Annotated in this window: 10 protein-coding genes; 6 read left to right on the top strand and 4 right to left on the bottom strand. The window is 48.9% G+C overall.

The features are described 5' to 3' along the window. The first annotated feature begins 2 nt into the window (after positions 1 to 2). Positions 3 to 929 (top strand): DUF1853 family protein, encoded by a 927-nt coding sequence (locus tag F5971_RS00945; RefSeq protein WP_193493523.1) that lies wholly within the window; start codon positions 3 to 5, stop codon positions 927 to 929. On the opposite strand, the gene F5971_RS00940 is transcribed toward F5971_RS00945, so the two are convergent. After that, the gene (locus tag F5971_RS00940; RefSeq protein ID WP_193493521.1) at positions 863 to 1,696 is read right to left on the bottom strand and encodes an alpha/beta fold hydrolase; all 834 of its coding nucleotides are present in this window, start codon (positions 1,694 to 1,696) and stop codon (positions 863 to 865) included. The two genes, F5971_RS00945 and F5971_RS00940, sit on opposite strands and share 67 nt — an antisense overlap. Before the next feature lie 181 nt (positions 1,697 to 1,877). On the opposite strand from F5971_RS00940, the gene F5971_RS00935 reads away from it, so the two are divergent. Beyond that, complete coding sequence (locus tag F5971_RS00935) at positions 1,878 to 3,443, top strand: SulP family inorganic anion transporter (RefSeq protein WP_193493519.1); 1,566 nt, start codon at positions 1,878 to 1,880, stop codon at positions 3,441 to 3,443. A 76-nt stretch (positions 3,444 to 3,519) separates the two neighbouring features. Here the strand turns inward: F5971_RS00935 and F5971_RS00930 are convergent, their stop codons facing one another. Then, positions 3,520 to 4,500, bottom strand: coding sequence for a DUF4862 family protein (locus F5971_RS00930; protein ID WP_193493517.1), 981 nt, complete (start codon positions 4,498 to 4,500; stop codon positions 3,520 to 3,522). A 103-nt stretch (positions 4,501 to 4,603) separates the two neighbouring features. Between F5971_RS00930 and F5971_RS00925 the strand changes: the two genes are divergently transcribed. The 3 genes from F5971_RS00925 to F5971_RS00915 all read left to right on the top strand — a co-directional run bounded on the left by F5971_RS00925 (position 4,604) and on the right by F5971_RS00915 (position 7,930). Beyond that, on the top strand, positions 4,604 to 5,920 hold the full coding sequence (locus F5971_RS00925; protein WP_193493515.1) for a lytic murein transglycosylase: 1,317 nt from the start codon (positions 4,604 to 4,606) through the stop codon (positions 5,918 to 5,920). Between the two features lie 158 nt (positions 5,921 to 6,078). Beyond that, the gene (locus F5971_RS00920; RefSeq protein WP_193493514.1) at positions 6,079 to 7,443 is read left to right on the top strand and encodes a DNA-3-methyladenine glycosylase 2 family protein; all 1,365 of its coding nucleotides are present in this window, start codon (positions 6,079 to 6,081) and stop codon (positions 7,441 to 7,443) included. A 1-nt stretch (position 7,444) separates the two neighbouring features. Beyond that, positions 7,445 to 7,930 carry a methylated-DNA--[protein]-cysteine S-methyltransferase gene (locus F5971_RS00915; RefSeq protein ID WP_193493513.1) on the top strand — a complete coding sequence of 162 codons (486 nt, stop codon included), beginning with the start codon at positions 7,445 to 7,447 and terminating at the stop codon, positions 7,928 to 7,930. Between the two features lie 153 nt (positions 7,931 to 8,083). Here the strand turns inward: F5971_RS00915 and F5971_RS00910 are convergent, their stop codons facing one another. Next, the gene (locus tag F5971_RS00910) at positions 8,084 to 9,964 is read right to left on the bottom strand and encodes an adenylate/guanylate cyclase domain-containing protein (protein WP_193493512.1); all 1,881 of its coding nucleotides are present in this window, start codon (positions 9,962 to 9,964) and stop codon (positions 8,084 to 8,086) included. A 21-nt stretch (positions 9,965 to 9,985) separates the two neighbouring features. After that, the gene (locus F5971_RS00905) at positions 9,986 to 10,606 is read right to left on the bottom strand and encodes a methylamine utilization protein (RefSeq protein WP_193493511.1); all 621 of its coding nucleotides are present in this window, start codon (positions 10,604 to 10,606) and stop codon (positions 9,986 to 9,988) included. Between the two features lie 312 nt (positions 10,607 to 10,918). On the opposite strand from F5971_RS00905, the gene gcvP reads away from it, so the two are divergent. Further along, the gene (gene gcvP / locus F5971_RS00900; protein WP_193493510.1) at positions 10,919 to 13,819 is read left to right on the top strand and encodes an aminomethyl-transferring glycine dehydrogenase; all 2,901 of its coding nucleotides are present in this window, start codon (positions 10,919 to 10,921) and stop codon (positions 13,817 to 13,819) included. Positions 13,820 to 13,963 lie beyond the last annotated feature (144 nt).

Genomic DNA, 13,963 nt, shown 5'->3' with positions numbered 1-13,963 from the left:
CCATGAATTCGGCGTTTTTACAGCAACTCAAAGTCCAGCAAGTTCGCGACCTGTACTGTGCCATTAATGGCCCCTCGGTCGCCGACTTGCCAGGTTTGACTCACTGGCAAGATGACAGCCCGGATTTTCATCAACGCTTGCTCGCCTTAGATGCCAACCCGACCCCCTTACTTCAACATCTATCGGATCACCCGCAATCTCGCCTAGGCTTGTATTTTGAAACACTTTGGCACTTTTACTTTGATCAGCATCCAAGATTTGAACGGCTTGCAAGTAACCTGCAGATTCAACCGGATAGGCAAACAACATTAGGCGAGTTAGATCTCATTGTTCAGGATCATATAGGCAACCAAAGCCTTCATATCGAACTGGCCATTAAGTTTTATCTGAACCCTTGGAATCACCAAACTCAACCTTTACGCCACTGGGTTGGCCCTGAGCTGCGGGATCGATTTGATTTCAAATATGAAAAAACCCTCACACAACAACTACCCCTATCTCAGCATCCCTGCACGCACGAAATACTGTTGGAACAAAACCTTAGCATCGATAAATCGATTGCCATCATGAAAGGCACCCTCTTCTCACAGGGAGCGACCGCTCAACAACGCAATGTATGGATGACACAAGAGCAACTCTTGCAAACGTGGCCCAATCAGAAAGCACGTTATTTACCTAAGCGCCTGTGGCTCAGCCCTTTACACCCTGATGAGCACTCGGGCATCGCTCAGTTACCGTCTCTATTGGAGGCAAACGCTGACAACAACCCTTATCAAATTGCACTGTTATCGGATCAAAATGACGAAATCGGTCGCTGCTTTGTCGTCAATGCATGCTGGCAACAACGCGCACAAGCCTTTACTCAACTCTCAGCCAAAAAGCGCTTAACGAGCTCAATAGACTCTGATTGGACAAGTGTTGGGGCATGACCCACCCCTGACAACTCGATCAGTTGAGCCTGCGGCTTGGATTCCAACATTTTCTCCGCCAACTCGGGCAATAAAACATCGGACATTTCACCTCGGATAATCCATACATTCGCCGCAAGCCCAGACCATTCGTCCCATAAATCCTGACTCCCCTGTTCTTGAAAGGGGATCACTAAACGAGGATCGTAGTGCAGCGTGAGATGCCCTTCATTCGTGCGACGAGCAGAGGTAATCGCCATACGTTGCCAGAAAACGTCAGTATTGCAACCAAACGATACATACACCTGACGAAACCAAGCCTCGAGCTCATTGAATGTCCTGAAGGTCGGCAGCAATGACACATAGGTGCGTATTCGCTCCACCGCCAAGGCTGGCACTTCTGGCGCAACATCGTTAACAAGTAAGGAGGCAATCCGGGCCGGATAATGATGCGCAACATAGATACCAATCAACCCGCCCATGGATGTGCCAACCCACTTGCACTGGCGAACACCAAAGTACTGAATCAATTCGTTAGCAATTTGAGCATAGAAGGGGATTGTATACTGTTGTTCTGGGTGCTCGCACCACTGAGACAGTCCCCGACCCGGAGTATCAGGACACAGAACAAAGTAATCGAGACTTAACGCTTGCGCAAGCTCATCAAAGTCGCGCCCGGTTCGAGTCAGCCCGTGCCACAGCACAACGCAGGGGGAGGACGGATTGCCCCAAGTGGTCACATGAACTTCTAGACCCAAGCATTCGATAAAATGATGTACCGGACTCATAGCGACTCTCCTTGTTAACAGAACCTATCCGATATTAATCCAAACAATTCACGTCAATCAACGCTTTCACCCAGATATCAAACTGCTGGATAATGCCAAGGTCGGACTTGCAGGACACAGGCATCTTCTCTAACGTATAGAATCCTCTTAAAAAATTAATTACAAGAAAAAAGGATTCACCATGCGAGGCTATTCGATCTCATTGCTGAAAGGTGACATTTTTGGAGGTCTCACTGCAGGTGTCGTCGCCTTACCTTTAGCCTTGGCGTTCGGTGTCGCCTCTGGAGCAGGTGCTGCAGCCGGTTTATACGGTGCGATTGTCTTAGGATTGGTCGCCGCATGTTTAGGGGGAACGCGGGTTCAAATATCCGGCCCAACAGGCCCAATGACGGTCGTGTTTGCTTCTGCGCTTGCCGCCTTTGGAGGCAGCTTTGAAATGGCTTTGGCCGTTGTCTTAGTGGGTGGAATTCTACAAATCGGTTTAGGTCTGCTTAAAACCGGAGGACTGGTTCGCTATATTCCCTATCCGGTCATCTCAGGCTTTATGAGCGGTATCGGATTTATCATCATTCTTTTACAAACCGCCCCCTTACTGGGTGCTCCGGCATCAGCCTCCCCGCTTGAAGCAATCCTTAAGCTCCCTGCGAACTTAGGACTGATTAACGTGAGCGCGCTCGCTATGGGTTTACTAACACTCGCCATCGTTTTTTTAACACCCATTAAAATCAGTCGCTTTATTCCCTCTCCCCTACTCGCACTGGTTTTATGCACGATCATCAGTGTTGCGCTTGATTTACATTTACCCATTATTGGTGACATTCCAACGGGCCTACCCGAGTTTCATCTACCCACGTTTACACTGAGCCAATGGAGTCTAATTTTCAGCCTTGGCTTAACATTGGCACTGTTAGGGAGTATTGACAGTTTATTGACCTCGATTGTCGCCGACTCAGTCACGCAAACACGTCACCAGCCGAACCGAGAACTTATCGGCCAAGGCATCGGCAATATTCTTTGCTCATTTGTAGGAGGACTGCCAGGAGCTGGAGCCACGATGAGAACCGTCGTTAACATTAATTCAGGCGGGAAAACACGAGTGAGTGGCGTCATTCACTCGTTATTTTTATTAACCCTGTTGCTCGGTCTTGCGCCTTTAGCCGCACAAATCCCTTTAGCTGTTTTGGCTGGCATTCTGATTAAGGTCGGTATTGATATTCTTGATTACCGCTTGTTAAAACTTCTAAAACAAGCACCAAAACCTGAATCCTTAATTATGGCTTCGGTCTTTGCATTAACGGTTTTAGTGGATCTAGTGATGGCGGTCGGCGTGGGGGTTGTTTTGGCCATGGGACTGTTAACCTGGCGTGTTGCAAAAGAGGCGGATATCACGTTTGACACAAGCAACACTCGTTATCCCTATTTGGACAAAGCCAATCCGGGGACTCGAATTGTGCAAGTGAAGGGGCCGTTATTCTTCGGCTCGACCAGCCATATGCTTGATCGCATAGAAACCGTTGATAAGGTGGTTGGCACTCAACAAATCATCTTTGATTGTCGCAAGGTCGACTTTTTGGATTTAACGGCCATTTTTACGCTTGATGATATGGTTGCACGCCTCCATCAGCGTAAGATTCGACCCAAAGTGGTCGCCACCCAAGAAATACGTCAACAGCTGTTGCAGATGAACACACCCAACTTGACCGAGTCGATTATTTTTGCGGATATGAAGGAGGCCATGGGGCAATAGGCTTTTTCAACAAGGCGCTTTAGTGTTAGTGCGCCTTGGAAGTTGGCTTTTTATGCCATTAAACTCAGTCAATACCTCAAGGGGCAACTGCAAAATACCGATCAAAAATAGCCAGCATATTACGAACATAAGCAATACGTTGCTCAACACTTGCGGACAACGGACGGATGCCTATTTTCGCACCCAACACCAGCAGTTGCTCCGCTGAATCCACCGCCGCTAAGCACTGACAAATGGCTTGTTCAGTCATCCAACTACCCGGCTCGCCATGCAACACCTGCTCACTAAGACGTGGCGGTTGATGGCTGTCACACCAGGCACCATATTCACTGTTTTGGTCCGACACTCCAGAAAACATAACACCACTTAATACGCCTGCGGCTTGCGCTGCATTGATATGCTCAAGCGCACCCTCAACCCGACGTGTCTCAATGACCGAGCGGCCCCAGTTAATGACCATGCCCAAATGCTGCTCAGCAGGCAGGTGAATGTTTAACTGCGTTAGCACCTCAAGCTCATCAGCCAATGCCAAAAAGCCTTTAGATGGCGTATGGCCGTCAACATACGCATCGCAATGTTCGATCACCAAACGAGCCCCCTGCCAGTCCCAGCTCATCAGTGTTTGAAGCGACGTTTGCAACGCGGCCTTAGAAGACGGCGCATTGTGTCGTGCTGGCGCTGTTTGTATTTGTATCGCCTGAACCGCTGGCCTGCCCAAATGGGCATTCAACTGACCAACGGCTGTGCAGGCCTGCTGCATAAAGTCCAACGCCGCCAAACGGCCAGACTCGTCTACAGACGCCAGACCAAACTGCGGGTTCTGCCCCAACGCATTCATAATGCCGGGAATACAGGTCAACACATAATCCCAAGCTGGGTCAATATTCGCTAAAAACCAGCGATCATCATAGGGATGCAGGTGGCTCCCCAAAAATGGATGCTCTAATCCTTTCACATTTGGCAGGGCTTTTAATTCATCATAAAAAGCCGTTTCCAGTTGTGCGTTCCAACCGTTTTGGTTAGGTGAAGCCGCATACGCACCCAGGTAATATTTCATCGTATTAAGTATCCATTTCCGAGTTGACGAACAATGATGAATCAGCATTCAAACAGCACCTTTAGGAGTGTAGAATAACATAGACTTCTCAAAGGAATTTAGAATGACACTCTATAAAAACATACTGCATCCCTGCCGTTCAGTCCTACTCAGCGCAAGTTTGATATTGCCTTTCACCCTTATTTCGGCCTGTGCTGCAACGCAATCAGAGACGGCCCCCATCGTGGCATCTAACACCCCACAGGTGGCACCACAGACACCACCGCAGACAACAGAGCCAACTCGTCAGGCACAAGCTCAACAACCCAAAGCTTATGCGAACTTTGACGCTTGGCTTGAGGCATTCCGTCGTGATGCTGCGGCTCAAGGCATTAGCCCACGAGCGCTATCCGCGCTCGATAATGTGCGCTATTTGGAACGAGTGATCGAACTCGACCGATTCCAGCCTGAATTTGTTCGACCGATATGGGAATACTTAGAGGGTGCCGTATCCTCTGCTCGAATTAACAACGGTCGAATTAAGCTGGCCGAGCATCGACAGACAGCAATGCAGATGGAGCAGCGCTATGGAGTTCCAGCAGAAGTTATCGTCGCCATTTGGGGCATTGAAAGCAGTTATGGCAGCAACTTCGGCAGCTTTTCAGCCTTGAGTGCGTTTGCAACCCTAGCCTACGACGGTCGACGCAGTGAGTTTGCCCGCGGCGAGTTACTAGCGGCACTGCGCATTATCGACAGTGGTGATATTGCTGCAGAAAATATGATTGGCTCTTGGGCAGGAGCCATGGGACACACCCAGTTTATTCCTTCAAGCTTTGAAACCTTTGCCAAGGATGGCGATGGCGATGGCCGCCGCGATATCTGGGGCAGCATTCCCGATGTCATGGCATCAACCGCCAATTACTTGGCCCGTTCGGGTTGGCAGACAGGTCAGCCTTGGGGTGTAGAAGTCAGGTTACCCTCTGGTTTTGATTATAGCCAAACCGAGCAACGTAGCAGTGCCGAGTGGGCCGCTCAAGGGGTGCAAGCCTTGAATGGCTCCCTACCGTCTTTCTCCAGCGCAAGCGTGATCGTCCCAGCGGGTGCTCAGGGACCGGCCTTTTTAGTTGGACCGAATTTCCGAGCGATTCTGCGCTACAACAACGCCACAAGCTATGCCCTAGCCGTGGCCACGTTGAGCGATGCCATTGCCGGACGCGCAGGCATTCAGCAGTCCTGGCCTCGTGATCAGCTACCCCTCACCCGTGCACAAGTACGTGAGCTTCAGCAAGCGCTGAATGCCATGGGGTATAACGTCGGCGAGCCTGATGGGATTCAGGGACCAAATACACGCAGAGGCTTGAGTGCTTACCAGCGAGATCAAGGGCTGGTTCCGGACGGCTTTGCTACCCAGGCGTTATTGGAGCGGATCAAGCGGCGTTAAAACAAAGCCCAACACACATAAGACACTCATGATGAGGGTGTGTTGGGCGTCAATCCAAGCGCGAATGTGAAACACTATTCAGTTCCGAAAATGGCTAGTATCGTAAAAATTTATGCATACACTGGGTGTATAAAAACTGCATAAGGCGCGTGATACCCATGCCATCCTGGTTGGAACTTGATCGAGAACAATGTCAAAAAGCTCGCATGAGCCGTGATCCGCGCTTTGATGGCCGATTTTATGTCGCTGTCAAAACAACGGGGATATTTTGTCGCCCGATATGCCCAGCTCCCCTGCCCAAAGAAGAAAATGTAGAATACTTCTCGAACTCCGCACTCGCTCTACAAGCGGGTTATCGGCCATGCTTACGCTGCCGCCCAGATAGCGCCCCTCATTCTTGGGCCTGGAAAGGCGTTGAGACAACCTTCCTACGCGCCATCCAGCTCATCGAACAAGGTGAATTGCAATCGAGCAACCTGACTCAATTTTCCGAACGTTTGGGTATTAGCGACCGCTACCTACGGCAACTCTTCCAAACCCATTTAGGAGTATCCCCCAAGCAATATGCGCAATACCATCAGTTGATGTTCGCTAAACAGTTGCTGCACTCCAGCGCCATGTCGATTACTGATATTGGATTTGCGTGTGGGTTCAATAGTACACGACGCTTTAACGATGCCTTTATCAAAACACTCAAACTCACACCCAGCCAAGTACGCCAGTCGAAAACGTCACGGATGCCAACAAACCTCTTAACCTTACCCTTTCGCGGTCCTTTTGACTGGCAACACCTGTTAAATTTCTACCGATTACGTGCAATAGACGCCATTGAGCAAGTGGGGGATTACACCTATCAACGCACATTCAACTTACAGAATACGACAGGTTGGTTTCGTGCCAGCCTCACCTCGCCCGGCCATTTGAACGTTGAGTTTGAGTTAGAGGACATTACCAAGCTGCGTCAACTAGTGGCAACGCTACGCCGTGTTTTTGACCTCGACGCGGATATCAACCAGATCGAAACCCATTTGGAACACTGTGCACCGGGCTTAGTCACTCACTCGGGTATACGTATCCCCGGCGTTTGGAACTGTTGGGAGGCTGGAGTTAGGGCCATTTTAGGGCAGCAAGTATCAGTAAAAGCGGCAATTGGGCAACTCAACCTGCTCGTCAACACGCTTAGTAACCATACGACTTCGGCCACTTACTTTCCTACACCCGAGCAAATCACACAACTCGACTTAAGCTTTTTAAGAATGCCGACAAGCCGAAAAGAGACCTTAAAACGCTTTGCAGAATTCATTCACCGCACCCCTAAAGCCGATGTCGACTCCTGGCTAGCACTAAAAGGCATTGGACCTTGGACCGCTAACTACGCTAGGTTAAGAGGCCAATCGAACTCGGATTGCTTTTTAGATACTGATTTAATGGTGAAAAAAGCCTTGCTTCGTTTCCCTGAACTGAACGCCACCAACGCATCTCCTTGGGGGAGTTACGCCACCTTTCATTGCTGGAATCAATAAGATGAACACCTTCACCCATTACCACAGCCCCTTAGGGATCATGACGTTACAAGCCTGCGAGCAAGGCTTACTTGGCGCTTGGTTTGAAACAGAAACTACGATGCCTAAAAACTTAGGAGAAAAATCTGAAAACAACCCTATACTTATTAATACAATCAAACAGTTAGATGAGTATTTTACCGGTAAACGCACGTCATTTACGCTGCCCTTAGCCGCAAAAGGCACTGCATTTCAACAATCAGTATGGCAAGTATTATGCGAAATCCCGTATGGTGAAACCTGGAGCTATCAACAGATTGCAGATGCCATAGGCAATCCAAAAGCAGTCAGAGCCGTCGGATTGGCCAATGGAAAAAATCCAATTTCGATTATCGTCCCTTGTCATCGAGTCATTGGCAAAAGTGGCAAACTCACGGGTTATGCGGGTGGGTTAAGCCGCAAAGCAAGCTTATTGGAACTTGAGAAAATGAAAAGCCTTGTCAAATAAATCGGTAACGTACAGGAACAATAAACGCCTATTCTGATAATGCGAAATGCCTTGCGCATTTAGCAAAAACTCGCATAAACCCTCGCCCGATGGGGCGGGGAGCATTCACATAGTATGACAACAAAATATGGCTGCAGCTCTTCCCTATCCGAGTCACTTCGTCTCAAAGCGTGTGATACCTTGCCAGTCCGGTTCCGGTGGAGATTCTAGATACTGCTGACAGCGATCACAGTATATGGAATACAACTGACATGACCATGCAAGCGCCAAGCTTTGGAACTCCTCTAACGCTTGTGCAAACTCACCTGCTCGGTAGTGCTCCAATGCGCGTTGGTGCTGTTGCAAAAGCGCAACACTGGTCTCTCCAATCAAGGGCTCAAAAATTGAAACGGCATTTCGCTTCCCTTTCACCATCACTCGATCAATTTCACGGTAGGTGATTTCCAGTGACTGCTCACGGGTATATTCACTGACCAATATCGACACCCCATAATATCGAGTCAACGACTCCAAACGGGATGCTAAATTAACATTATCGCCAATAACACTGTAATTCAGGCGATTCGTTGATCCCATATTACCCGCCACAACTCTTCCCGTATTGATGCCAATGCCTACCTGCAATACATCCTCACGGCCCTGCATAGTGGTTATGATTGCCATGGCGGCTCGAACAGCTCGACTCGCCGCATCAGGCTGTTCAACAGGAGCTCCGAATAATGCCATCACCGCATCACCTATGTACTTATCGACAACCCCGGATTCGTTTTCAATAACATGAGTCAACTTAGTCAAAGTATGATTAAGCTGCTCCAACACCTCTTGCGGAGCGCGGCTCTCTGAGAATGCAGTAAAGCCATGGCAGTCGGTAAACATGATGGTGACATCTCGATCCTCCCCTCCTAGCGTAGCATCACGACTCAGAAGCCTATGGGCGATTTCGGGCGACACAACTTTGCCAAGCAAATCACGCACCTTGTCTCTTTCGGCTAACCCCTTTGCCATGTGATTAAAGGCGTGGGTTAACTGCCCTAACTCATCTTTTCTATCTGACGAAATATGTTGCTGATAATCACCTGCTGCAATTCGCTCTGTGCTTAAAGCAAGTTTACGTAAGGGTCCCGCAATGCCTTTTGCCAAGATGGCGACACCAAGCCCCGTTGCAATAACACCCGCTACAAACAACAAAGCCAAGATGTGTTGTAATTGACGATAGGGAGCCAATATGGCTTCCATATCACGTTGAATCAAAGCAAAAAGGGGGATGTTATTCTCAGCATTCAACTGGATGGCAAGGCTTAAATACGGATCGCCTTGGATCGAAATTCTTTGAGGTATTTGATTGTCAAAAGAGTGTGTTTTTAAACTGTCTTGCAGTGCAACCTGCTTATCTGACTCCAATGTACTCACATAAACAGCTGGGGGTGTCGTATCCATTCGGACAATGGAGAGGTCGGCTCGGACGAATGACTGTAACTGATGCACTAATCGATGATCCAATTCAAAGCCAATCAGAATCCACGCCTCATGAAAGGGCGACATCAGCGGCAGAATAATAACCTGAAACAAACGATCATGAATAAAAAGAATACCGGATGCTTCGCCCCCCTCACTCTCAAAAGCCTCGTCAATCAGTGCTGAATGAGTAAACCTTTGTCCTACGCTGTCCAATTGAAGCGTATCGGCCACCAACACATCGTCTAAATCGACAAAGGCCATCCAATCCGCACCAAGTCGGTTACGATGATTATTGAGCATCGAGAGTAACGTTGGTGTATCGCGCGTTGACCACGCACTTTTAAAGGCAAAGTCACCTGCAAGCAAACGACCTGCTTCTAATAAGCGTGTATTTCTGTCAACCAACTGCTGCTCTAATACTCCCCCTGCGATTGCTAACGACTCGGTAACACGTAAATGTGCATCCCGCTCACTCAACTGACGGGTAACAACAAAACCCAACAATTGAATCAACGTAAATAAGCCAAGAAAGAAGAGCAAAAGTTGACTATGGAACCGTCGAAATTGCCACTTCATACTGAAATGCTCATCAACATACTAATGGGAATGAGACGATAGCGTGCGTCGAATCAGTCGCCGCGAATCAAGCAGCGGTGGTTCGAGTGTCACGACCAAGGCTTGCAATTGATCCGCGGTATACTGCGCGTCAACACCCGACACATTGGCACCTAAACTCGGATGCCAAACACGTAACCTATAATCCGACGCGTCAGGTACAGTTAGCATAGCATGACCTGATGCATTGGTGACTGCGAACCATGGGCTGTCAGTAACATACACAAAACCCAACATCTGATCATGAATATTGCACGCTAACGTAACGATTCCGGCCTTATCGAAGACAACAGGTGCCGCTTCTGCTCCCTGATACAGTGGCAACTCAAACCGCTTAGCCTCGGAAAATGAATAGACATGATGGCGAACATCATCATGATTAGGAAAGCTCACAGAAGTATGCGTCTGAACCACCTGAACATGAGGTGCAAACGCTCGATCAATCTGGGCAACCTGAGCCGTCGCATCAAAGGTATTGTTCAGTGGATGATCTCGTGGCTCTATAACAATCACAGCATTAATAAGTGGTTGTTGTGACTCACTTACAACCAAAATCTGGACATCCGCTGCCCTGATATCAACGCAAAACAGCAATGTAATCATACTCATCACGCATAATATGGACGGTAATGAGGCTTTACGTACAGCAGCAAGAGTATACATAGGCTGGCCAATAAAATTAAAAAGAATGAGCAAACTTCAGTTCATTCAGTGTGATATAAAGAAAGGCATGAGGCAAATTGTATTTAGTCACCCGTCATTTGTAGGAAGTGTCGTTGTCCCGATTTCGAAAATCCTATTCGACCATTTTTTCCGCACATTACGACTAAAAGCGGGTAGAATGTGCGGCTTAATTTTTGTTATCCGATCGCGGCACGCCAGCGGTCAAGCCATTTTTTGCGGGATTACAGTATAATGAGCGAGCAGCTTTCCTCTTTGCATACACTTGAACACCATGACGCGTTTATTGAGCGCCATATTGGTCCCTCCCCTGAAGAGCAACAAGACATGCTGTCGGCTCTTGGGCTCGAATCACTCGATTCGTTGATTGAAGAAACCGTCCCAGCCACTATACGAACCGATATCCCCAAGGGCTTAGGGCAACCGCAAACAGAAGTTGAGGCACTGACCCGACTCAAGTCGATCATGGGGCAAAACCAAATTAAACGCTCTATGATTGGCATGGGCTTCACAGATGTCATTGTCCCCAATGTCATTTTGCGAAACGTCCTTGAGAATCCGGGCTGGTATACCGCTTACACCCCTTATCAACCGGAAATTTCACAAGGTCGTCTGGAAGGTTTGCTGACCTTCCAACAAATGATCATGGACTTGACGGGTCTTGAACTGGCCAACGCTTCCTTATTAGACGAAGCCACAGCCGCAGCTGAAGCCATGACCCTTTGCAAGCGCATGTCTAAAGCAAAAAAAGCCAATACATTTATTGTGGATGAGCACCTGCACCCACAAAACATCAGTGTTATTCTAACGCGTGCGGCGCCCTTGGGCATTAACGTCGTCATTGGCGATGTCGCGCAACTGATGGATGAGCACGACTACTTTGGTGTGGTGGTACAGTACCCGAACACAACGGGCAACATTATTGATCATACTGACCTGATTAAAAAAGCCCATGCCCAAAAAGCACTTTTCTGTGCGGCGGCCGATATCATGGCATTGGTTCTGCTCAAGTCTCCGGGCGAGCTGGGTGCCGATGTTGTCTTTGGTTCTTCACAGCGCTTTGGTGTCCCCATGGGCTATGGTGGCCCATCAGCCGCTTACTTTGCGACGCGTGATGAGTTCAAGCGCTCTGTTCCTGGCCGTATTATTGGTGTGTCGGTGGACAGTCGCGGTAAGCCCGCATTACGCATGGCCATGCAAACCCGAGAGCAACATATTCGACGCGAAAAAGCCATGTCGAATATTTGTACTGCACAAGCGTTACTCGCCAATATGGCTGCCTTCTATGCGGTCTATCATGGTCCACAAGGCTTAACAATCATTGCCGAGCGTATCCACAGACTCACCGATATTTTTGCACGCGGACTGATTCAAAAAGGCATTCGTATTACGCATGAACACTGGTTCGATACCCTGACATTGGAGTTAGGAGACCAGCGTGACGAGGCTTTTGCTCGCGCCGCAGCAATGGGCATTAACCTAAGAAAGCTTGATCAGACTAAGTTAGGCATCACCTGTGATGAGCGTACAACAAGGGCTGAAATCAACACGCTTTGGACAGCCATTCTCGGCGAGGATCATGGCCTTGAAATCGACGTGCTGGATCAAGCGCTTTTAGCTGATGGATCTACGTCGATTCCTGCAACGTTAAGACGCGATCACGCCATTCTCACGCATCCCGTTTTTAACACGCACCACAGCGAAACCGAAATGCTACGCTACCTGAAACGTCTTGAGAATAAAGACATTTCCTTAGCACATAGTATGATCGCTCTCGGCTCCTGCACCATGAAGCTAAATGCCACAGCGGAAATGATTCCCGTCACCTGGCCTGAACTGTCCAATATGCACCCCTTTGCGCCCATAGAGCAAGCTAAGGGTTATCAGCAAATGATCGATGAGTTAGATCAGATGTTGCGTGCTATTACAGGCTTTGATGCCATCTGCATGCAGCCGAACTCCGGTGCACAGGGCGAATACGCAGGCTTGTTAGCCATTCGTAATTACCTGCGCTCACAAGGTCAAGGTCATCGCAATATTTGCTTAATCCCTACCTCAGCACACGGTACCAACCCTGCTACGGCAGCGATGGTCGACATGCAGGTTCTGCTGGTCGATTGTGATAAAAAAGGCAACGTTGATGTCAACGACCTGCGCGAAAAGGCCTTGGCACATAAAGACGATCTCGCTTGCCTCATGATTACTTACCCATCGACCCATGGTGTCTTTGAAGAAGAAATCAAAGAAATCTGCCAGATCATTCATGATTGCGGTGGCCAGGTTTACATGGACGGTGCCAACTTGAACGCGCAAGTCTGTGTCAGTCAGCCCGCTGAAATCGGCGCGGATGTGTCACACATGAACCTGCATAAAACCTTTTGTATCCCACATGGCGGTGGTGGTCCTGGCATGGGACCCATCGGTGTGAAAGCACATTTGGTTCCGCATCTGGCAAACCATCCGGTCATTGCTGTTAACAACGACGACAATGTCACCAATACTGCTGTTTCGGCAGCTCCTTGGGGCAGCGCCAGCATCCTTGCAATTAGCTGGGTCTATATTGCACTGATGGGGGGACGAGGTCTGCGTCAAGCAACGGAGGTTGCCATTCTCAATGCAAACTACATCGCTGAGCGTCTGAGTGCACACTACCCTGTGCTCTACACAGGCGTCAAAGGCCGCGTTGCTCATGAGTGCATTATCGATATCCGTCCGCTCAAAGAAAAGACCGGAATAACGGAAGAAGATGTTGCGAAGCGCTTAATGGACTTTGGCTTCCATGCACCCACCATGTCCTTCCCGGTACCGGGCACTTTAATGATCGAGCCTACAGAATCAGAGCCGAAAGCGGAGCTTGATCGCTTTATTGAAGCGATGATTACGATTCGCGAGGAGATTTCGGCGGTTGAAGCGGGAACCTGGGCGGCTGAAGAGAGCCCACTCAGAAACGCTCCCCATACCCAAGCCGACTTGATGGATGCAGAATGGAATCGCCCGTACACCCGTGAAAAAGGCGCGTTCCCTGCACATTGGTTGAAAGAAGCCAAGATCTGGCCATCGGTTAACCGTGTTGATAACGTCTACGGTGATCGTAACCTCTTCTGCGCCTGTATCCCTGTTGAGGATTATCGTTAAACCTCAAGCAATCAAAATGCCTAGGCGAGACATCCTAGGCATTTGGGTTCTTGCACGCTTAATGTGATTTGCAACGTGCCCCCTAGTATTAGGGGGACTTATGCAAGAGTTGCGCTGAATAAAGCGTCTTTTAAGCAAAGCACC

It is taken from the genome of Nitrincola alkalisediminis (assembly GCF_009821115.1).
GTDB classification, from domain to species: domain Bacteria; phylum Pseudomonadota; class Gammaproteobacteria; order Pseudomonadales; family Balneatricaceae; genus Nitrincola; species Nitrincola alkalisediminis.
Note: the sequence above shows the minus strand (reverse complement) of the source record. Positions and strands in the feature narration are given on the sequence as shown.